Origin of the sequence: Aquabacterium sp. A7-Y (assembly GCF_026153205.1) — a bacterium.
Classification (GTDB): domain Bacteria; phylum Pseudomonadota; class Gammaproteobacteria; order Burkholderiales; family Burkholderiaceae_C; genus Caldimonas.
On the sequence record NZ_JAPFBW010000016.1, the window covers coordinates 79,651 to 103,099 of the forward strand.

General features: G+C 72.0%; 4 protein-coding genes and 1 pseudogene. All 5 read right to left on the reverse strand.

Annotated elements, in window-relative coordinates:
* Position 1: 1 nt before the first annotated feature.
* The 5 genes and pseudogenes from OOT46_RS16075 to OOT46_RS16090 all read right to left on the reverse strand — a co-directional run bounded on the left by OOT46_RS16075 (position 2) and on the right by OOT46_RS16090 (position 23,449).
* Complete coding sequence (locus tag OOT46_RS16075) at positions 2-1,702, reverse strand: cyclic peptide export ABC transporter (protein ID WP_265404633.1); 1,701 nt, start codon at positions 1,700-1,702, stop codon at positions 2-4.
* A complete protein-coding gene (locus OOT46_RS16080) occupies positions 1,702-3,840 on the reverse strand; it encodes a TonB-dependent siderophore receptor (RefSeq protein WP_265404634.1) in 2,139 nt (712 codons plus the stop codon). The genes OOT46_RS16075 and OOT46_RS16080 overlap by 1 nt, the downstream gene beginning before the upstream one ends.
* Before the next feature lie 32 nt (positions 3,841-3,872).
* On the reverse strand, positions 3,873-12,461 hold the full coding sequence (locus OOT46_RS16085; protein ID WP_416136204.1) for an amino acid adenylation domain-containing protein: 8,589 nt from the start codon (positions 12,459-12,461) through the stop codon (positions 3,873-3,875).
* Positions 12,444-15,563 (reverse strand): annotated as a pseudogene (locus OOT46_RS30955) (amino acid adenylation domain-containing protein); the annotation flags it as partial. The gene OOT46_RS16085 and the pseudogene OOT46_RS30955, both read right to left, overlap by 18 nt.
* Positions 15,564-15,703: 140 nt before the next feature.
* Positions 15,704-23,449 (reverse strand): non-ribosomal peptide synthetase, encoded by a 7,746-nt coding sequence (locus OOT46_RS16090; RefSeq protein WP_265404636.1) that lies wholly within the window; start codon positions 23,447-23,449, stop codon positions 15,704-15,706.

Genomic DNA, 23,449 nt, shown 5'->3' on the forward strand with positions numbered 1-23,449 from the left:
CTCACGCCTGCGCCTCCCGGCAGGCCACATCTGCCGCGCCGGCTGCCTTCAGTCCCTTCAACTCGACTTTGGCACTGGCACGGGACGGCGTGCCGATCGACACGATGCGCCCCGACTCCAGCTTGACGTGCCGGTCGGCCAGGTGGAAGTAGGCGTCGTCGTGCGTGATCGCCACCACCGCCCTTCCCTGCGCCTTGAGGTCGGGCAGGATGTGTTCGTAGAACACGCGTTTGAACACCGGGTCCTGGTCCGCCGCCCATTCGTCGAACAGGCACACGGGGCGGTCTTCGAGCACCGCCGCCAGCAGCGCGAGCCGCTTGCGCTGGCCCTGCGAGAGCGCCACCGTCGAGAACCGCCCCCCTTCCAGCGACACCTTGTGATCGAGCCGGAGTTGCTTCAGCAGCTCGCGTGCGCGCGACTCCAGGTGAGGATCGGCCAGCCCCAGCAATTCCTCGAACAGGTAGAAGTCGGCGAACACGCACGAGAACAGCTGCCGGTAGGCCTCGCGCTCGGGCCCGCTCGACACCCGGGCCCCATTGACCTTGACCTCACCGCTGTCCGGCGCGTACAGCCCCACCAGCAGCTTGGCGAGTGTCGTCTTGCCACTGCCGTTGCCGCCGGTGATGAACACGATTTCGCCAGGCACCAGGTCCAGCTCGAGCGGGCCCAGCGTGAAATGCCCGTCCTCGTGTTCGCTGCGGTAGCCGTGGGTCACCCCGCTCAGCTCGATCGAGCTCAAGGGTCCCCACAGGTCCCGCCCGGCGGCTTCGTCCTGGCTCGGCGCGAGCGCCAGCTGCAAGTGCGCCAGCTGTTTCATCGCCACCCGGAACTGCCCGAAGTCCGGCGCCAGGTTGACCAGCACCTCCACCGGGGTGATCAGGTAGAGAAAGGTGAGCGCGTAACCGCTGAGCACGGCCGGGTCTTGTGTCGTGTAATCGGCCGGCAGGAACAGCAGCAGGCCGATGAAAACGAAAAACATCAGCAAACCGAGGCTCTCGGCCACCGCGTAAGTGGTCATGCCTCTCACGAAGTTGCGCTGCAGCCGTGCCGCTGCACGGTCCAGCCAGCGGCTCAGGAAGGCCAGGCGCCGACCCCGGTGCATCTGCAGCTCCTTGCTGCCCTGGGTGACGGTGGTGAAGTGCTTGTACAGCTCGTCGCCGGCCTGGCGCGAACGCTCCAGCGCCCCCTGGGCCCGCAGCTGCGCCACCAGGAACACGCCGATGCCGAGGCCGATGCAGGCCAGCGCCCCCAGCATCAAGGGCCACGACAACCAGCCCAGGTAGGCGAAACAGCCCAGCGCCACCGCCAGGTTGATGCAGAAGGTGGGCAGACGGGTCAGCAGCGCGGCGATCTTCTGCACGTCCTCGGTCAAGGCCGCCAGCAGGCGGTGCGCGCCATGTCGTTCCAGTTCACGCAGCGGCGACGCCAGGATCTGGCGCGACAGCTGGCTGCGCAGTGCCGCGATCAGTTGCTGGCTGAGCCGCACCAGCGCCGCCTCGCTCGCGGTGCGGGCGACGAACACGCCCAGGCACAGCGCGACGAAGCCGGGCAGAAGTTGCGCCTGTTCGGCCCGCGGCAAGGCCAGAGCGGTGTTGATCAGGGCGATCAGCGCAGCGATGCCGAGGCCGCTGGCGGCCCCGGCCAGCCCGGCCGCCGCAAGCTTCCAGCGCGACGCCCGCAGCAAGGAGACGACGCCGCCCATCAGTACTCCGCTCGCAGCGACGCCAGCACGGTGCGCGGCCGCCCGAAGGCGATTTCGTGGCGGCTGCCGCTGGGCAGGTAGTAGGTCTTGTCGTCGGCGTTCAGGAGGTTCAGCTGCGCCGTCCAGCGCAAGCCGCTGTTTCGCCACTTGTAGGCGGCCATCAGGTCGAAGCGTGCGTAGCCCGGAATCCGCGCGCTGTTCTGCGCGTCGACCTCCTGCTCACTCAGGGCGACCATGCCGGCGCCCAGGCTCAGCCCGGCGCTTCCCCCCGCCTGCTGGTCCCAGCGCGCAAACAGCTTCACCGCATGGCGCGGCACCCCATAAAGGCGGTTGCCCTCGGTCGATTCGGGCCCCGCCGCATCGCGGGTGACCTCGGTCTGGGTGTAGGCATAGGAGGCAGTGAGGTTGAGGTGCGGCGTCACGCGGCCGCCCATGTCCCATTCGAGCCCGCGGCTGCGCGCTTCGCCCAGCTGCACCGCGTAGCCGGGGTTCTGCGCGTCCGGCACCACGATGTTCTGCTTGGTCAGCTGGTAGAGCGCCACGGTGGTGAACAGTCGCTTGTCGAGCGTCTCGGCCTTGAAGCCGATCTCGTACTGCTTGCCGACGATGGGATCGAGCGCCGCACCCGACGCCAGGGTGCCGGCGTTCGCGTCGCTCAGCGACTCCGTGTAGCTGCCGTAAAGCGACCACCACGCGGCCGGCGAGAAGACGATGCCGACCCGCGGGCTGAAGCGTTTGTCGTGCGCCTTAGAGACGCTGCCCGCCAGGTGGTCATCGGACGTCTGCCTGGCGTTGTCGTAGCGGCCGCCCAGCAAAAGCTGCCATTCCGGCGTGAGGCGGATCTGGTCCTGCGCGTAGACACCCCAGGCCCTGCTGCGGTTGGTGACGTCGAGGCCATGGACGGGCGTCTCGGGCACGATCCCGGTATAGGCCGGCTGGTGGATGTCGAGCAGGAAGCCCGGGATCGTCGGATCGAGCTCGCCTTCCCAGAAGTCGAAGCGCCCCTTGCTGCGCGCATGGTCCACGCCGACGACAAAGTCGTGCCCCAGGCCGCCCCACTGCGGTGTGCCGGCGAGCTCCAGCGAGACGAACTGCGTATCGACGTCGCGCTGCTGGATGCGGCGCGGGATGCGGCCGATCGTGCGTTCGCCGTCGACCAGCTCGTGCTGGTACTCCAGCCCCTCGCCCCGGGCATGCTCCAGCATCAGGTTCTGCCGCAGGGTCCAGGTGGCGTCCAGCTTCTGCGACCCGTCGAGCGACAGCAGGGTCGAGCGGTTCTCGTGGCCGGTGAAGGACTCGCCCAGGTTGCGGCTGCGCGGCACGTCGGCCGGACGCTCGCCCACCGCCACGATGCCGCGGTCGATCGGGCTGTCGTGGTTCGCGTGTTCCAGTTCCAGATTGAACTGCACATCGGCGTTCGGCCGCCAGCTCAAGGTGGGCGCGATGAAGTAGCGTTTGGTGTCGATGAAGTCGCGGAACGAGCCGGCATCCTCGTACACCGCGTTGAAGCGGTACAGCAGCGTCTTGTCGGGGTTCAGCGCGCCGGTGGCGTCGAGGTGGGTCTGCAGGAAGTCCTCGCTGCCGATCTGCTGCTGCAGCGAGACATAGGTGTCGGCCTGCGGCTTTTTGGTCACCACGTTGAACATGCCACTGATGTCGCCCCGCCCGAATTGCGTCGAAGACGGGCCCTTGAGCACCTCCACGCGTTCGGCGTTGGCCAGCTCGGTCGGCCCGAAGCGCCGCGTCTTGACGCCGTTGCGGTAGGAGTCGTAGACCGGGAAGCCGCGCACGATGATGTCCTCGTGCACCGAGGTGCTGCCTGCGAAGACGCCGCTCACGGTCTCCAGGGCTTCGCGCAGCGTATTGGCCTGGCGGTCCTCGACCAGCGCCTGCGGCACCACCTGCACCGACATCGGCGTCTGCATCAGCGGGGTGCTGCCCTTGGTGGTCGAGGAGGCGCGCTCGGCGCGCAGGCCGATGTCACGGTCGCCGACAACCTTCACGCCCGGCAAGGCTTGGGCGTCCGGGGTCGCGGCTGCGGGCGGCGTCGCCGCGGTCTGGGCGCCTGCGTGGCTCTGGAAGAAGGCCAGGCACGCGAGTGTCACGAGAGAAAGCTGGAGGCTGTGTTGTGTTTTCATTGGCATGAGCAGGGTGTTGAATCGTGGCGGGTTCAGGCCGGGACCGGCTCGCCCCGCAGCAGTGCCGCCAGGCCTCGGTGCACGGCGGACGACGCGACCACCTCCCAGTGGTCGCCCGGGACTGAAAAGCGATGCAGGCCCCCGCGGGTATGGGCGGCCCAGTCGGCATTGACGGCGGCGTGACGGTCCAGCGTCTGCTGCGCGCACCAGAGGTACAAGGGCGCATGGACCGGTTGGACGCGATTCTCACGCATCAAACGGTTGGCGCTGTCGCGGACCTGCACCTGAAGTCGGATTTCGTCCAGGCGGTCGATCTCGAGGCGCTGCCCGGCCTCGGCCCATCGCGCCAGGTGAGCCAGCTGGTCGGCCGGCTCGAGCGCGATCAGCTCGCGATACAAGGCCGCTCGCGTGTCGGCCGCCAGGCCACCCCGCAGCAGGCCCTCGAACTGGTCGAGGTACTCGTCGGCCAGGTCGTGCCGCTCGGCCAGCGTGACGTCGGTGTAGAGCGTCGTGTCGAGCAGGGCGACGAAGGCCACGGTCTCGCCCTCGCGTTCCAGCTCAGCGGCCATCGCCTGGGCAATCATGCCGCCCATCGACCACCCGAGCAGGCGGTACGGGCCGTGGGCCTGCACCTGGCGGATCGCGGCGACGTAGTCGCGTGCCATCGCGGCGATCGAGGGGTCGCGCCAGGACGGGTCGAACAAGGCGCGCGACTGCAGACCGTAGACCGGCTGTTGCGGCCCGAGCGCCTTCACGAGCGGCAGGTAGGCCGCCACGTGGCCGCCGGCCGGATGCACGCAGAACAGCGGCGGCAGCTCGCCCTCGCGACGCAGGGCGATCAACGGTGAGCCACCTGGCGTCGCCGGCCCCTGCCGCTGCAGCGCGGCGGCCAGTGCCGCAACCGTCGGGGCCTGGAACAGCAGCGTCAGCGGCACCTCGCGCTCGAGCAGCTGCCGCAGCCGCTGCATCACGCGCACGGCCAGCAGCGAATGCCCGCCGAGCTCGAAGAAGTTGTCGCCCGTGCCGACCGCCTCGACCCCCAGGTGTTCCTCCCAGGTGCTGGCGATCAGCGCTTCCATCGGCGTGCCCGGCGCCACATAGGTGCCGGCGCCGGCCCCTGCCCCGAGCGGGACCGGCAGGGCCTTGCGATCGACCTTGCCGTTGGGCGTCAGCGGCAAGGCATCGAGCAGCACCCATCGCCCCGGCACCATGTAGCCCGGCAGACGCGACGACAAGGCCAGCCGCAGCCCGGCGGCGTCGACCGACTGGGGGGCCTCGGGCACCACATAAGCCACCAGCTGCTTGTCGGCCTCGCCGACCACCGTCACCGCCGCCTGCCGCACGCCGGGCAGGCTGGACAGGGCCGACTCGATCTCGTCCAGCTCGATGCGGAAGCCGCGCAGCTTGACCTGCCGGTCGGCACGGCCCAGGCACAGCACCGTGCCGTCGGCGCGCCAGCGCGCCAGGTCGCCGGTGCGGTAGAGGCGGCGCCCCTCGACGAAGGGGTGCGGCACGAAACGCTCGGCGCTCAGGTCGCCGCGCCCGTGGTAACCCCGCGCCAGGCCGATGCCGCCGATGTACAGCTCACCCACCGCGCCGAGCGGCACCGGCTCCATGCGAGCGTCGAGGATGCAGAGCTCGGTGTTGTCCAGCGGCCGGCCGATCGGCGGCATGCCGGCGGTGGTCTCGCCGACCCCTTGCAGGGTCGACCAGACGGTGGTTTCGGTGGGACCGTAGACGTTCCACAGCGCGTCGCAGCGGCTCACCAGCGCCCCGGCCAGGTCGGCGGGCATCGCTTCGCCCCCGCACAGCAGGCGCAGCCCCTGGGGCGCGCCCTGCCAGCCGGCATCGAGCAGCAGGCGCCAGGTGGCGGGCGTGGCCTGCATCGTCGTCACCGGGTGCTCGCGCAGCAGACGCATCAGCTCACCGGCGTCGGCGGCCTGCGCGGTGTCGGCCAGCAGCACCGTGCCACCGTAAACCAGCGGCAGGTACAGCTCCAGCGCGGCGATGTCGAAGGACAGCGAGGTCACCGCCAGCAGGGTCTCGTCGGCGCCGAAGTCGAGCTGCCGCTGCATGGAGCGCAGCAGATTGCCCAGCCCCGCGCGCGTCACCTGCACACCCTTCGGGCGGCCAGTGGAGCCCGAGGTGTAGATGGTGTAGGCCAGGTGGTCGGGCAAGGCTACGCGGCCCCCCACCGCCTGCGGCAGCGGCTGCGGCGCGTCGAGGCACAGCAGCGCCGCCTCGGTCGGCGGCAGCACCGCTCGCAGCGCGGTGTGCGTCAGCAGCAGGGCCGGCTTCGCGTCCTGCAGCATCCACGCCAGCCGCTCGGCAGGATAGGCCGGGTCGAGCGGCAGGTAGGCGCCACCGGCCTTCAGCACGGCGAGCAAGGCCACCGGCAACCAGGCCGAGCGCTGCAGGCAGATGCCGACCAAGGTGTCGGCACCGACGCCGGCGCTGCGCAGCTGTTGCGCGAGCGTTTCGGCGCGGCGGTCGAGCTCGGCATAACTGAGCACCTCGTCGCCGCAGATCAGCGCCGGGGCCGTCGGCCGCTGGCGCGCCTGGGCTTCGAAGGCCGCGGCGACACACAGCGGCGTGCGCAGATCCTCCACGCCGTTCCAGTCGTGCAGCAGCTGCCGGCGTTCGCGGGCATCGAGCAGCGGCCAGTCGGCCACCGGCGCCGCCGACGTGGCGGCGACCTGCAGCAGCGTCCGCAGGTGGCGCGCCAGCCGCTCCACCGTGCCCGGGTCGAACAGGTCGGTGCTGTACTCGAAGCTGGCCGACACGCCGCCGTCCTCGCGCTCGTTGGCAATCAGGCTGAGGTCGAACTTCGCGGTGCGGTGCTCGGCCGCCAGGGCTTCCACGGTCAAGCCCGGCAAGGTCTGTTGTGCGGCGGGTGCAGGATTCAGAATGAACATCACCTGGAACAGCGGCGAGCGGCTCAGGTCGCGCTCGGGCAGCAAGGCCTCCACCAGCTGCTCGAACGGCAGGTCCTGGTGGGCCTGGGCCCCCAGGGTGGTTTCCCGGACCTGCCGCAGCAAGCTGCCGAAGTCGAGCTCGGGCTCGACACGGCAACGCATCACCAGCGTGTTGACGAACAGTCCGATCAAACCTTCGGTTTCGAGCCGGTGCCGGTTCGCCACCGGCGTGCCGATGCGCAGGTCGCGCTGCCCGCTGTAGCGGTGCAACAGCACGGCAAACCCGGCCAGCAGGCTGGCGAACAAGGTGGTGCCATGGCGCTGGCCGACCTGCCGCAGCCTGGCGACCAGGGCCGGCTCCAGCTCGAAGTCGAGGCTGGCCCCGCGGTGGCTGGCCAGCGGCGGGCGGCTGCGGTCGCTCGGCAGCTCCAGCACCACGTTCGGGTCGCCCAGCGCCTCGCGCCAGTAGTCCAGCTGGCGCTGGCGCACCGGGCCGGCCAGCCACTGCCGTTGCCACAAGGCGTAGTCGGCGTACTGCAGCGGCAGCGGCTCGGCCACCGGCGGCCGGCCCGCGCAGGCCGCCGCGTAGCCCGCCGCCAGCTCCTGCATCCACAGCCCGAGCGACCAGCCGTCGCCGGCGATGTGGTGCAGCGTCAGCAGCAGCCAGTGCACTTCCTTGTCGAGGCGCAGCAGCCGGGCACGCCACGGCAGCTCCTGGTCCAGCACGAACGGCCGGGCCGCCTCGGCAGCGGCGCGCTCGCGGGCGGCCGCCTCACGGTCGGCCGGCGGCAGATCGCTCAGGCTGTCGACCGCCAGCGACACCGGCTGGGGCGCCAGCACCCGCTGCTGCGCCTGCCCCTCGTGCTCGACGATCACGCTGCGCAGCACCTCATGACGCGCCTGGATGGCGTACAGCGCGGCCTCCATGGCCGGCACGTCGAGCGCCCCCTGCAGCTTGAGCACCACGGGCATGTTGTAAACCGCGCTGGCGCCCTCCTCCAGCTGGGCCAGGAACCACAAGCGCTGCTGGCCGAAGGACAGCGGCACCGTGTCGCCGCGGCCCGCAGCCGCTACCAGCGGTGCGGCCTCGTCGGGTGTGTCGCAGCGTTCGATGGTCTCGGCCAAGGCCGCCACGGTGGGCGCATCGAAGACCGCGCGCAAGGGCAGCTCGACCCCGAGCTGGCGCCGCACCCGCGACACCAGCTGCGTGGCCAGCAGCGAATGGCCGCCCAGGGCGAAGAAGTCGCGCGTCACGCCGACCTCGGGCAGGCCCAACACCTCGGCCCAGATCGACGCCAGGCGTTGCTGCAAGGCGGTGGCCGGGCGCTCGTCTTCGAGCGCCTCGCCGTGCCACTCCGGTGCCGGCAGCGAACGACGGTCGATCTTGCCGTTGGCGTTGTGCGGCAGGCGGTCCAGGGCGACGATGGCCGCCGGCACCATGTAGGCCGGCAGGCTCTCGGTCAGCGCCGCCTTCAGCTCCGCCGGCTCCAGCGTGCCGGGCACCACGTAGGCCACCAGGCGCTGGTCGCCCGGGCGGTCCTCGCGGACCAGGGCCACGGCCTGCTCGACGCCGGCCACGGCGCGCAGCCGGGCTTCGATCTCGCCGAGCTCGATGCGGAAGCCGCGCAGCTTGACCTGGTGGTCCAGCCGCCCCAGGTATTCACAGACCCCGTCGGGCCGCTGGCGCACCAGGTCGCCGCTGCGGTAGAGGCGTTCGCCCGGGACCTCGGCAAAGGGGTTGGGCACGAAGGCCGTCGCGGTGCGGACCGGATCGTGCAGATAGCCCCGGCCCACCCCGACGCCCGCGATGCAGAGCTCGCCCGGCACGCCGGGCGGCAGCGGCTCGAGGTCGCGGTTGACCACGTGCAGCCGCAGGTGGCGCACCGGCCGGCCGATGGGCAGCTGCGCGCCGCTCGCCTCCTGCACCTCGTGCAAGGCGTGCAGCGCCACATCGTCGGCGCATTCCGCCGGGCCGTAGACGTTGAGCAAGGGCACCTGCGGGAAACGCTGCAGCCAGTGCCGCGCCAGCTCGGGCGGCAGGGCTTCTCCGGTCGGCAGCAGCCACCGCAGGGCCAGCGGCAGGCCGGGATCGTCCGGCTCGGCCAACAGCGCGCGCAGCATCGCCGGCACGCATTCGAGCACGGTGACCCGGCGCTGCACCAGGCGCGCCCTCAAGGCAGCCGGGTCCTGCACCACGTCGTCCGGCACGATCTCGACGGTCGCGCCGCACAGCAGGCCGCTGAGGAACTGCCACACCGAGATGTCGAAACAGGCCGAGGCGGTCTGCGCCACCACGTCGTCGCGCGTCAGCCCCAGCTGCACATGCTTCTGCAGCAGGGTGTTGAGCATGCCGCGGCGGTGCACCATGGCGCCCTTGGGCACGCCGGTTGAGCCGGAGGTGTAGATGATGTAGGCCAGGTTGTCGCCCCGGCCGCGCGGCACGGGATGGCTCTCGTCCGCCGGCCCGCCGCCGGGCATCACGACGCGCGGCGGCGCTTCCGCACCGAGGTCCCGCAACGCGGTGTCCAGCCGCGCCGTGTCGCCCGCACCGCTCCAGACCGCCGCCGCCCGGCTCAGGCGCAGCACCTGCGCCAGGCGTGCGGGCGGGTGGTCCGGATCGAGCGGCAGGTAGGCTGCCCCCGCCTTGAACACCGCGACGATGCAGGCCAGCAGGTCGATGCCGCGGCGGTCGTACAGCGCCACCACGTCGTCCGGCCCGATGCCCATCGCGATCAGGCGGTGCGCGATCCGGTTGGCCCGGCGGTTCAGCTCGGCATAGTCGACGGCCGCGTCCCCGCAGCGGGCCGCGATGGCGTCCGGCGTCGCGGCGGCCTGGCGTTCGAACAGTTCGCCGTAGTGCTCGGGGATGCCATCGCCGTCGCCGCTGTCGTTCCACCCGGCCAGCTGCAGCCGCTCGGCCTCGCCCAGCCGAGGCAGCTCGGCGAGGCGAGACCCGGGATGGCGCAGCAGCGTCAGCAGCAAGCCCTTGAAATGGGCCAGCATGCGATCGACCGCCTCGCGCTCGAACAACTGCCGGTCATAGGTGAGTTGCAGGGTCAGCCGTTCGCCCGGAATCACCACCACCGTGAGCGGGTAGTTGGTGTGGGTACGGGCGGTCTTCTCGTCCACGCGCCAGCGCAGCTTCCATTCGTCGAGCGAGCGGTCGACCGGCGCGTTCTCGAACACGAACAGGCTGTCGAACAGCGACTTGCCGCGCCCCAGCGGGCTCAAGGCCTGCACTTCGGGCAGCGGCAGGTGTTCGTGGTGGCGCATCTCGACATTGCGGCGCAAGACCTCGTGCAGCCAGTCGGTCACGCGCTGCCCCGCCGGCACCGGCAGGCGCAAGGGCAAGGTGTTGATGAAGAGGCCGACGCTGGATTCGATCCCCTCCAGCTCGGTCGGCCGCCCGGCCACCGTGGTGCCGAACACCACCTCGCGGCGGCCGGCGTACCAGGCCAGCAACAAGGCCCACGCACCCTGGGTGTAGGTGTTGACGGTGAGCCGGTGGCGCTGGGCTTCGGACTGCAGCGCGGCGGTCTCGGCCTCGTCGAGCTGTACCTGCCGGTCCTCGACACCGCCGTGCTCGCGGCGCTCGGTGGCCTTGTCGATCATCAGCGGGGTCAGCTCGTCCACACCCTCCAGGGTGCGGCGCCAGTAGTCGCGTGCCGCAGACGGGTCTTGCGCCTCGAGCCAGGCGATGAAGTCGGCATACGCACGCGGCTGCGGCAGCTGCGCCTCGCGGCCCTCGCACTCGGCCTGGTAGTGGGCGAAAAAGTCCACCATCAGCAAGGAGAAGCACCAGGCATCCAGCACGATGTGGTGGTAGCTCTGCGTGAAGTACCACCGGTCGCCGCCGAGGCGGATCAGCCGGAAACGGATCAGCCGCGGCTCGCCGAGGTCAAAACCCTGACGCAGTTCGTCGGCCAGCAGCGTGTCGAGCTGCTCGCGCTGCACGGACTCGGGCAGCCCGCTCCAGTCGAGGCAGCTCACCACGGGCGGCGCTTCCCGGTACACCAGTTGCAAGGGGCGGTCCTCGTTGCGCCAGAAGAACGCGGTGCGCAGCGCCGCATGGCGCTGCACCACCCGCTGCCAGGCACGCTGGAAGGCGCCCGGGTCCAGCTCGCCCGAGAGCCGATAGCGGTCCTGCATCAGGTACATGCCCGCGCCGGGGTTGAGCAGCGTGTGCAGCAGCAGGCCGTGCTGCATCGGCGCCAGCGGGTAGACGTCGACGACGTCGCGCCAGGCCACGGGCAGCGCATCGAGCTCGGCTTGCGACAGGCGGGCCAGCGGGAAGTCGCTCGGCGTGACGCCGGCTTCGCTGGCCTGCAACGCATCCACGAGGGCCGCGAGGCGCTGCACGAAGTCCGCCGCCAGGCCTTCGATCTCGCGCGCGTCGTGCAGCGAGGGGCTGTAGGTCCACTCCAGGCTCAGCACGCCGTCGAGCACCTGGCCGTCGATGTCCAGTGCATGGGTGCGCCGCTCGCCCGGATGGCGGGTGGCGCCGGGGGACTCCGCTGCCAGCGTGAACGGCGAGGTCTCGTGGAAGACCCGGTCGAAGCGGCCCAGATAGTTGAAGCAGACCTGCGGCTGCGCGAGCCCGGCGAGGCGCTCGCGCGTCGCCGGGTCGCCCAGGTGGCGCAGCACGCCGTAGCCCACCCCCTTGCGCGGCCGCCCGCGCAGCTGCTCCTTCACCTGCTTGAGTGCGGCCAGGCCGCCGCTGCCGCCCGGCGCGAGGCGCACCGGAAAACGGCTGGTGAACCAGCCCACCGTGCGCGAGAGGTCGAGCTCGTCGAACAGGTCTTCGCGTCCGTGGCCCTCCAGCTCGACCAGCACCGCAGCATGGCCGCTCCAGGCGCACAAGGTCAAGGCCAGCGCGGTCAGCATCACCTCCTCGATGCCGGCGCGCAGCCGGGCCGGCACGTCGGACAGCAGCGCCGCCGTGCGCGTGGCGTCCAGCGTCGCGCGCACGCGGCGCGCCTCGCCGACCGTGGCGTCAGCCAGGTCGCCGCGTTGCGGCAAGGCGCCGGCATCGCCGAGCTGTGACCAGTACGCCAGCTCGTCGCGGGTGCGGGGCGAGGCGGCGTCGCCCTGCAGGCGGCGCGCCCAGAGCGCGTAGGAGCTGCCCACCGGGGGCAGCGTCGGCGGCTCGCCCTGGGCCAGCTGTGCGCAAACGGTTTGCAGCTCGTCGAGCAGCACCCGCCACGACACGCCGTCCACGGCCAGGTGGTGGATCGCCACCAGCAGGCGCGGCGCCTCGGCGCTGCCGCAAGCGAACCAGGCGGCGCGCAGCAAGGGACCGCGCTCGATATCCAGCCGCGCTTGCAGGGCCGTGCCGTGGGCTTCGAGGGTCGACGCGAGCCGCTCGGACGGTACCTCGCTCACGTCGACCCGCTCGAAGAAGTCGGCGCTGTCGCCTTCGGCCACCTGCTGATGCCAGGCCCCGGCGGCGTCGCGGACAAACCGCGTGCGCAACGCGGCATGACGCTCGACCAGCAGCTGCAGGCCCCGCTGCAGCACCTCGGGCTCGATGGGGCGGCGCAGCTGCAACAGCACCGCCTGGTTCCAGTGCGAGGGAGTCCGCAAGCCGCTCTCGAAGAACCAGTGCTGGATGGGGGTCAGCGGCAGCAGGCCCTGGGGATCTTCGAGACCCTCGGCGGGTGCCGCCGAAGCGGCGAGCGGCTGCGCCACGGCAGCGGCCTCGGCCACGGTCTGGTGCTCGAACAGCTGTTTCGGGGACAGCTTCCAGCCCCGCTGGCGTGCCTTCGCGACGACTTGCAGGCTGAGGATGGAGTCGCCGCCGATGCGGAAGAAGTTGTCCTGCACCCCCACGCGCGGCAGCCCCAGCACCTCCTGCCACACCGAGGCCAGCACGCTTTCGGCCACGCTGCGGGGGGCCACGTGTTCGACGCCGGCCTCGAAGTCGGGCGCCGGCAGGGCACGCCGGTCGAGCTTGCCGTTGGGCGACAGCGGCATGGCGTCGAGCCGGACGAAGGCCGACGGCAGCATGTGCTCGGGCAGCGCCTCGCCCAGGAAAGCGCGCAGCGCCGGCTCGTCCGCCGGGTCCGCCGCCGCGGCCACCCAGTACGCCACCAAGCGCTTGTCGCCGGGCCGGTCCTCGCGGGCGACCACCACGGCTTGTGCCACGCCGGCATGCGCCAGCAGTCGGGCCTCGATCTCGCCCAGCTCGATGCGGAAGCCGCGGATCTTGACCTGGTGATCGATGCGACCCAGGTAGTCGACGGCTCCGTCGGGCCGCAGCCGCGCGAGGTCGCCGGTCTTGTAGAGCCGCGCCCCCGGCGTGTCGCTGAAGGGGTCCGGAATGAAACGCTCGGCCGTCAGCGCCGGCTTGCCAAGATAACCGCGCGCCAAGCCGATGCCGCCGAGGTAGAGCTCACCGGCCACACCGACCGGCACCGGGTTGAGCGCCGCGTCGAGCACGTGCAGCGCGGTGTTCCAGATCGGCCGCCCGATCGGCACCGCGGTGTCGCGGCTGTCGCGCCGGCAGGCCCAGTGGCTCACGTCGATCGACGCCTCGGTCGGCCCGTAGAGGTTGTGCAGCTCGGCCGACGGCAGGGTGGCGAAAAAGCGCTGCTGCAGCTCGAACGGCAAGGCCTCGCCGCTGCAGATCACCCGCACGATGGAGTCGCAAGCCGCGGCGCCGGGGTCGTCCAGGAAGGCGTTCAACATCGAGGGCACGAAGTGCAGTGTCGTCACGCCCCGCTGGCGGATCAGCGCCGCCAGGCGCTCGCTGTCGCGGTGTTCGCCCGGCTGCGCCACCACCAGCGCGGCGCCGGTCATCAGCGGCCAGAAAAACTCCCAGACCGACACGTCGAAGCTGAACGGGGTCTTCTGCAGCACCCGGTCGCGCCGGTCGAGCCGGTACTCGGCCTGCATCCAGGCCAGCCGGTTCAGCAGCCCCTGGTGCGGCACCCCCGCGCCCTTGGGGCGCCCGGTGGAGCCGGAGGTGTAGATCAGATAGGCCAGGTGGGCGGGCGCCAGATCGACCCGCGGCGGCTGGTCGAGGCCGGCCGTCGCCAGCCCCGGCTCGGTGTCGAGCACCAGTACCTGCACCGCCTGCGGTCTCCAGGCCGTGTCCGACGTCGTCAGCAGCAGCGCCAGCCGCGCGTCCTGGCACATGTAGTCCAGGCGCTCGGCCGGGTAGTCCGGGTCCAGCGGCAGGTAGGCGCCGCCGGCCTTCATCACGCCGAACAGGGCGACCACCATCTCGATCGACCTCGGCAGGCAGACCCCGACCACCGTGTCGGGCCCGACGCCCAGCCGGTGCAGCCGATGGGCCAGTGCGTTGGCGCGCCGGTTCAGTTCGCGGTAGCTCAGCACCCGCTCGCCAAAAAACAAGGCAGGGGCCTCGGGCGTGGCCAGCACCTGCCGCTCGAACAACCGGTGCACCCCGACGTCGCCGGGCAGCGCTTGCGGCGCCGGACGGCCGGTGGCGAGCAGCTGGCGCAGCTCGTCGTCGCCCAGCATCGGCAGTTGATCGAGCCGGGCCTGGGGTGTCTCGACGATGCCCTGCAGCAGGCGCTCGAAGTGCCCGGCCAGACGCTCCACCGTGCTCGCGTCGAACAGGTCGCGCGCGTAGACGAAACAGGCCTCCAGGCCCTGCCCGGTGTCGGTGATCTCGAGCGTCAGGTCGAACTTGGCGGTGTCGCGCGGCGTGGTGGCCGGGCTGACGGCGAGCCCGGGCATCTCGAAGCCGCCGCGCCGCGTGTGCACCAACAGCATGGCCTGGAACAGCGGCGCATGCGAGAGCTCGCGTGTCAGCTGCAGCGCATCGACGAGTTGTTCGAAAGGCAGGTCCTGGTGGGCCTGGGCCGTCACCACCCGCCGGGCCTGATCGTCCACCAGGTCCTCGAAGCGGAGCTGGCCGTGGAGCTGCGCCGGCAACACCAGCGTGTTGGCGAACAGGCCGACCAGCCCTTGCGTCTCGTCTCTTTCGCGGTTCGCGACCGGGGTGCCGACGCGGATCTCGCGCTGGCCGGTGTAGCGCCACAGCAGGGTCTGGAAGGCGGCCAGCAGCACGCAAAACAGCGTCTTGCCGCGGCGGCGCGCCAGGGCTTGCACGGCGTCCGACAGCGCGGGCGGCAGCGGGCGCGTCAGCTCCGCGCCACGGTAGCTCTGCTGTGCGGGGCGGGGCCGATCGGCGGGCAGGGCCAACAGCGGATGGTCGTCGCCGAGCTGCTCCTTCCAGTAGGCCAGCTGCGCGGCCAGCGCCTCGGCGTCGAGCGCCTCGCGCTGCCACGCCGCATGGTCGGCAGGGTCGACGGGCAGGGCCGGCAGCGCCGCCGGCGCGCCCCCGACACGCTCTCGGTACAGCGCGCTCAGCTCGGCCACCAGCACGTCGATCGACCAGCCGTCGGCGACGATGTGGTGCAGCGTCAGCCACAGCCGGTGCTCGTGCTCACCGGTGCGGGCCAGGGCCACCTTCAAGAGCGGGGCTTGCGACAGGTCGAAGCGCAGGCCCGCCATCTCGGCGCCCAGGCGCTGCACTTCCGCCTCGCGCTGCTCGGGGTCGCAGCCGCTCAGGTCGACCCATTGCCAGGGCAGCGCCACGGTCGGCAGCACGTCCTGCTGCGCCACGCCGTCGCGCGTCACCACCGCGGTGCGCAGCGCGGCATGGCGCTGCACCAGCGCCTCGAAGGCGGCCTGCAGGGCGTGGCGATCGAGCTGGCCGCTCAGGTGCAGTGCGGTGCAGATGTTGTAGACCGGGTTCGGGCCTTCCAGCTGGTCCAGAAACCACAGCCGCTGCTGCGCGAACGACAGGGGCGCTGCCTCTTGGGCCGGGCGGCGCACGATGGGCAGTTGCCAGGGCGAGAGGCCGCGCTCGCGCAGCGCCTGCCGGAAGGCCTGGCGTTTGGCGGGCGGCAGCTGCGCGAGACGCTCGGCGATCTGCCGCAGCGCCGAAGGGTCGTGGGAGACGGTCGGGTGCGGCTTCAAGGGGTCTCCTGTTCCAGTTCGTCGAGCAGCTGTGTCATCGCCGCGAGAGGATCGGCTGCGGGCTCGCCCGCGCTAATCGCCGCCACCTGCGCAGCCAGCTGCGCGATGGTCGGTCCTTGATAAAGATCGGCGATGCCGAGGGCCGCGCCGGTGACCCCGCGCATGCGGGCGACCGCCTGGGTGGCAAGCAGCGAATGCCCGCCCAGCGCGAAAAAGTCGTCCTCGATGCCGACGCGATCGAGCTGGAGCAACTCGCACCAGACCGCGGCCAAGGCGCGCTCGATGTCATTGCGCGGTGCCGTGTGGGCACGGGGCACCGGTGCCGCGTCGGTCGCGAGCAGCGCCTTGCGATCGAGCTTGCCGTTGACCGTCAGCGGCAGCGAGGCCACGGCGGCGAAACGCGCCGGCACCATGTAGCCGGGCAGGCGCTCTGCGGCATGCCGGCGCAAGGCCTCGTGATCGTGGGCGACCTCGCCCACCACCCAGGCGACCAGCTGGTCGACGCCCTGCCCGTCGGGCTGTGCCAGCACGGCCGCGTCGCGCACACCGGGGTGGCAAAGCAGCGCGGCCTCGATGTCGCCGAGCTCGATGCGGAAGCCGCGAATCTTGACCTGCTGGTCGGCCCGGCCGAGGTACTCGATCTCGCCGTCGAGACCGCGGCGCGCCAGGTCGCCGCTGCGGTACAGCCGGGCGCCCGGCTCGCCTGCGTAGGGATCGGGCAGGAAACGTTCGGCACTCAGGTCCGGGCGGCCCAGGTAGCCCCGGGCGAGCCCGGCGCCCCCCACATACAGCTCGCCCGCCACGCCGGGGGGCACCGGCACCATGGCGTCGTCGAGCACATGGAGGCGCAGGTCGTCGAGCGGGCGGCCGATGACACTGCCGCGGCCCACGTCGGTGGCGCACAAGGGGCGCAGCGTCACGTGCACGGTGGTCTCGGTGATGCCGTACATGTTGACGAGTTGCGGCTGGCGGTCGCCGAAACGGTCGAACCAGGGCGCCAGGCGCCGCATCTCGAGCGCCTCGCCGCCGAAGATCACGAGCCGCAGTGCCAGCCGCGGCGCCGCCGGGGCGAGCAGCGTCTCGCTGAGCCGGTAGAAGGCCGACGGCGTCTGGTTCAGCACGCTGACGCCTTCCCGGTGCAGCAGCGCGACCAGGGCCTCCTGGTCGCGCGCCACCTCCAGCGGCACCACCAGCAGTCGGCCGCCGTAGAGCAAGGCGCCCCACAGTTCCCAGACCGAGAAGTCGAAGGCGCAGGAATGGAACAGGCTCCAGACGTCCCGGGCCCCGAAACCGAACTGCGGCTGGGTGACGTCGAACAGGCGCAGCACGTTCGTGTGCGTGACCGCGACGCCTTTCGGCCTCCCGGTCGAGCCGGAGGTGTAGATGACATAAGCCAGCTGCTGCGGCATCGCGCGTGGCGGCAGGTCCTGCTCCTCCATCGCCGTAGGCAGGCTGCGCAGGTCGTGGGCGAGCACGCCGGCCGGCAGCGCCGGCAAGCCGGCCGGGCCGTCGTGCAACAGCCAGCGCGCTGCACTGTCCTCGATGATCTGACGCTGGCGCTCCGCGGGCGCGGCCGGGTCGAGCGGCACATAACAAGCGCCGGCCTTCAAGACGGCGAGGATCGCCACCACCAGCTCGGACGAACGCTGCAGGCACAGCGCCACCGCCTGCTCGGGCCCGACACCTTGTGCCACCAGCGTGTGCGCCAGGCGGTTGGCGCGCCGGTTGAGCTCGGCGTAGCTCAGTGTGGTGCCGCCGAAGCGCACCGCCGGTGCGTCCGGTGTGGCGCGGGCCTGACGCTCGAAGCGGGTCGCCAGGGTGTCGTGCACCGCGCAGGGCCGGCAGGCCGCCCGCACTTGCGCCAGCGAGGTGTCGCGCTGCTCGGGGCTCATCAGGCACAGCTCGCCGAGCGGCGCCGAGGCATCGCGCGTGAAGGCGTGCAAGACCTCGATCAGCTGCTCCGCCAGGGCCGCGACGGCGGGCGCATCGAAGCAGTCCTCGCGCCAGGCGAATTCGAACTGCAGGCTCTCGCCGGGGTAGACGACCAGGGTCAGCGGCAGGCTCAGCGTCTCGCGCGCGTGCAGGCCCTGCAGGCCCAGGGTCTCGCCCAGGCGCTGTCGTGTGGCGCCGTCCACCGGGTAGTTCTCGAACACCAGCAGCGTGTCGAACAAGGGCATGTGCGGCCCCAGTCCGCACTGCCGCTGGATGTCCGCGAGCTGGGCCTGCTCGTGTTCGCGCAGGTCGAGGTTGGTCGCCTGCAGCCGCTGCCACCAGGTCGCCAGCCCCAGCCCGGCGGGCAGCGTCACCCGCAAGGGCACTGTGTTGATGAACAGACCCAGCATGGTGTCGGCCCCCGCCAGGTCGACCGGCCGGCCGGCCACGGTAATGCCGAACACGACATCGCGGCTCGCGCAGTGGCGCGACAGCACCGCAGCCCATGCCGCTTGCACCAGCGTGTTGAGCGTCACCTGGTGGCGCCGAGCGAGCGCCGCCAGGGCCTCGCTGGCCGGGGCCACCAGCGCATGACCGCTGCGGCCCATGCCGCCGCCCTGCCCGAGCGGCCGGCCGGCCGCCGGCTGCAACAGGGTCGGCCGCTCCAGCCCGGCCAGCTGCGCCTGCCAGAAGCGCTCGCTGGCGGCGCAGTCGCGTCGCGCCAGCCAGGCGATGTGTTCACGGTAGGCGAGCGAGGCTTGCAGCGCCGGAGCCCGGGCTTGCCGGCCGGCCTCGTAGCGCTCGAACACCTCGGCCAGCAGCCGCGCGCTCGACCAGCCGTCGAGCAGCAGGTGGTGGCGGGTCCAGACGAGATGGGAGCCTGCGTGGGTGTGGATCAGCGTCACCCGCATCAGCGGGGGGCGGTCGAGCGCAAACCCTTCTGCCAGGTCCTGCTGCAGGAAGGCCTGCAGATCCGGCCGCTCGTCGTCGCCGCGCCAGTCCAGCTCGCGCAGCGGCAGCTCGGCCGCGGGCAGCACCACCTGGTGCGGCTCCTGCAGGCCCTCCCAGACGAAGGCCGTGCGCAGGATGTCGTGCGTCGCGACAAGGTCGCGCCAGGCCTGCCGCAGGCCGTCCGCGTCGAGCGGTGTCCGGAACTCGCAGTGCAGCTGGTTCAGGTAGACGCCCTGCCCGCCTGCGCCCAGGGCGTGGAACAGCAGGCCGGCCTGCAGCGGCGCGAGCGGATAGACGTCCTGAGCCGCCGGCCAGCGGGTCAGCACGGACTGCAGCTGCGCCGCCGGCAGCCGGGCCAGCGGGAAGTCGCTCGGGGCGGCCGCGCACGGCGCGTCCTGCCGCGCCAGGGCCATCAGCCGCTGCTCGACCTGCGCGGCCAGCGTTTCGATCTCGGCTGCCGCATGCACCGCCGGGCACCAGGTGAAGGCCAAGCGCAGGCGCCCGCCGTGCACGTCGGCATCGATGTCGAGCAGGTGGCTGCGACGGTTGGCGGGACTGCGGGTGCCGGACGGCTGCTGCCCGGCGAGTCTCAGCCAGGCCCCGCCCTGCCCGGCATCGAGCTGGCCCAGGTAGTTGAAGCAGATCCAGGCCGACGGCAGATCGGCCAGCGGCCCCGCTGCGCCGGCCGCCGGGTGGCGCAGCAGACCCCAACCGAGACCCTTGCCGGGCACACGCCGCAACTGCTCCTTGACGGTCGCGAGCGCCCTGACAGGGCCGCCCGCCCCCGGTGCAAGGCGCACCGGGTAGCGGCAGGTGAACCAGCCCACCGTGTGCGACACATCGAGATCGTCGAACAGCGGCTCGCGGCCGTGACCTTCGAGCTCGACCGCCACCGCGTCGCTGCCCTGCCACTCGCACAAGGACCCGGCCAGCGCGGCCAGCAGCAGCTCCTCGACGCTGCAGCGGCAGGCGCCACGGACCCGGCCGAGCAGGTCGGCCGTGGCCTCCGCGGAGAGCTCGATGCGGTGACACCGCGCGCTGCCGTAGGTGTTGGGGGCGCTCGCCTCCGGCGCCTGCGGCAGGCCCTCGAAGACCGCGCGCCAGTGCGCCACCTCGGCGTTGCGCGAACTCGCCTGCGTCGCCAGGCGACGCGCCCAGCCGAGGTAATCGGCGGGCACCGGCGGCAGCGCCGGTGCTTGTCCGGCTTCGAGCTGTTCGTAGACGACCTGCAGTTCGGACAGCAGCAAACGCCAGGAGACGCTGTCGATGCCCAGGTGGTGCGCCGCCACCAGCAGCCGCTGCGGCTGCTCCGGCCCGAGATCCGCATGCACGGCGCGCAGCAAGGGGCCCGACAGGTGACACAGGCCGCGCTGCAGCCGGTCCTCGGCGTCGCTGAAACGCCGCTCGGCTTCCTCACCCGGCAGGCCCGCCAGGTCGAGCGGCTCCAGCAGGGAGGCCGTCTCGCGCGCGGCCGGGGCCTGGCGCCAGCCTTGCGCGCCAGGGGTGAAGCGCAGCCGCAGCGCGGCGTGGCGCTCGACCAGGTGCTGCAGCGCGCGCTCGACGAGGGCCGGTACCAGCCTGCGGGTGAGGTCGAGCCGCACGGCCTGGTTCCAGTGGCGCGGCTCGGGCTGCTCGATCGAGAAGAACCACTGCTGGATGGGCGTCAGGGGCGCCGGCTCCGCCGTGGCGGCCGGGCTTGCGGCCTGCGACGCGGGCTGGAGGGCCTGGGCGACGGCCGCGAGTTGCGCGATGGTCGGGTGCTCGAACACCTGCTTGGGCGTGAGCTTGAGGCCGCGCCGGCGCGCCGCGGCGATGATCTGCACATTGAGGATCGAGTCGCCGCCGAGGTCGAAGAAGTTGTCGTGGATGCCGATCTCCGGCCGGCCCAGCACGCTGGCCCACACCTCGACCAGCACCGTTTCGGCCGGCGTGCGCGGCGCCTGAACGACCGGGCCCGTCTGGGGGGCTGCGGGTTCCGGCAGAGCGCGCCGGTCGAGCTTGCCGTTGGGCGTCAGCGGCAGGGCCGGCAAGGCCGTCAGGGCGGCGGGCAGGAGCGCCTCGGGCAGGCGCTGCGACAGGGCGTCGAGCAGCGCCGCCGGCTCGAGCGTCTGCGGCGTCACATAGGCCAGCAGGCGGCCGTCCCGCACCACCACCGCGGCGTCCTGCACGCCCGCCAGGGAGCGCAGCGTGACGGCCAACTCGTTCGGCTCGACACGCCAGCCGCGGATCTTGATCTGCTCGTCGATGCGGCCAAGGAAACGCAGCGAGCCGTCCGCCGCCTGGCAGACCCGGTCGCCGCTGCGATAGAGGCGTTCGCGGGGCTGCTGCGGATCGGGCACGAAACGATCGGCGGTCAGGTCGGCCCGGCCGACGTAGCCGCGCGCCAGGCTCGCGCCGCCGATGTAGAGCTCGCCGGGCACGCCCGGCGGCACCGGCTGCAAGGCGAGGTCGAGCACCTGCAGCCGGCAGCCGGGCAAGGCCCGGCCCAGCGGCAGCTCGGCCGGGGCCGCCCCGGGCGCGGCCTCGAAGCTCAACACACCGACCGTGGTTTCGGTCGGGCCATAGTGGTTCATGACCCGCAGCGCCGGCGCCAGCTCGCGCACCCGGCCCAGCAGCGACGGCGCCGCCGCCTCGCCGCCGAGCACCAGCACCTGGCGCGGCAGCACCGGCACAGCGGCTGCGAGCAGGCCGGCCAGGTGGCTGGGCACGATCTTGAGGACGTCGATGCGGTGCTCGTCCATCCAGGCCGCGAAGCCGTCGGCGTCGAAGGCCAAGGGACCGGGCAGCAGGTGCAGCGAGCCGCCACTGGCGAGGGCCCCGAACAAGGCGGTGTGGCCGAGGTCGGCGGCGATGGTCGAGACCATCGCAAAGCGGGTGCCGGGCGCTGCCTTCAGACGGGTCTGCAGCCCGGCGGCGTACTGCGCCAGCCCGCCGTGCGTCAGCAGCGCGCCCTTGGGCGTGCCGGTGGAGCCCGAGGTGTAGATGAGATAGGCCGCCTGTCCGGCCGGTGGCGCCGGCGGCAAGGGGGCGTCGCCCCCCTGCAAGGCAGCCACGCCGTGCACCGGGTGGGTGCCGGCGATCTGCCGGCCCAGCTCGACATCGACCGCGAGCAGCAGCCGGGCCTCGCTGGCTTCGACCAGCTCGCGCAGTCGTGCGGGCGGCTGGGCCGGATCCAGCGGCACGTAGCAGCCCCCCGCCTTGAACACGGCCAGCAGTGCGACGACATAGGCCGCGCCGCGCGGCGCAAGGATCGCGACACGGCTTTCCACGCCGACGCCCTCGGCGACCAGGCCGCGGGCGAGTTGCGTGGCGCGTGCCTCGAGTTCCCCGTAGCTCAGGACGGCGTCTTCACCGTGCAGGGCCAGGGCGTCGGGCTGTCGTTGTGCCCAGCGACTCACCTGCTCCGGCAGCGACAGGTAAGCGGGGGCAGGCTCGGTGTGGAGGTCGGCCGGCGGAACCGGTGTGCCTGCCCGCAGCACCAGGCTGTCCAGCGGTGCCGAGGCATCGGCGAGCATCGTCTGCAGCAGCCTCAGCAGCTGGCGCGCGAGCGCGCCCAGCGCCTGCTCGCACAGGCGCGAACGGTCGTAGGCAAACACGAAGTGCGGGGTGTCGCCCGGCACGAACACCAGCGTCAAGGGATAGTTGTTGCGCCCGCCGGTGGCGACCGCCTGGCCCTCGGCCCGCGCCGCGCTGTAGGGCCGGGCGCGCAGACCGCCTTGCCCCTTGCCGAGGGCGGCGTCGACCGGAAAGTTCTCGACCACCAGCAGCGACTCGAACAGCGCCTGCCCGCCCCGGCCAGCCAAAGCCTGCACCCGCGCCAGCGGCAGGTGCTCATGCTGGCGCAGCCCGGCGTTGCGGGCCTGCAGTTCACGCAGCCACTCGCCCACCCGCGCCCCGCCGTCGGCGCGCACCCGCAGCGGCAAGGTGTTGATGAAGACGCCGGCGATCTCGTCGGCCTGCACCAGATCGGGCGACCGTCCCGAGACGGTGACGCCGAAACAGACCTGGCGCTGCCCGCTGTAGCGGCTCAGCAGCAAGGCCCAGGCGCCCTGGCAGACGGTGTTGAGCGTCAGGCGTTCACGCTGCACGAAGGCATTCAGCGCGGCGGCATCGGCCACCGGCAGCGCGAACTCGGCCCAGCGCGATGCCGGCGCCTCGGCCGGGCGGGGCAGCGGCACGGGCGTGGGGCCGTCGAAGTCCGCCAGCTCGGCACGCCAGAAGTCCTCCGCGGCGGCGACGTCCTGCTGCTTCAGCCAGGCGACGTAGTCGCTGAAGGGACGCGCCGGCCCGAGGGCCGGCTCGCGGCCCTCGCGGCGCTCGCGATAGCAGAGCAGCAGGTCGCGCAGCACCAGCGCATAACTCCAGCCGTCCAGTGCGACGTGGTGGTAGGCCCAGAGCAGCAGCCAGCGTTGCGGGCCCGCCTGCACCAGCGTCAGCTGCAGGTCGGCGGCCTGCTTGAAGTCGTAGCCCTGGGCACGCTGCGCCGCGCGCAACTCGGCCAGCTTCGCGTCCAGGGCCGCCGCGTCCGGCAGCTCGCTGCGCCAGTCCAGCACCGTCAGGTTCAGCGGCCGCTCGCGGTAGACGATCTGCACCGGCGTGCGCACCTCCTCCCAGCGGAAGTCGCTGCGCAAGATCGCGTGGCGAGCCTGCACGTCGCGCCAGGCCTGCTCGAACGCCGCCAGCTCGAGATCCCCCTGCAGCTCCAGCACGTCCAGGCTGAAGTACGGGTCGTCGCCCGACTCGCCGTGCTCCCGGGCATGAAACAGCAGGCCCTGCTGCTGCGTCGTCAGCGGGTAGATGCCGGTGATGTCGGCCTTGCGACGAGGCGACCGGGGGGACGGCGAGGTGGACAGCGTCAA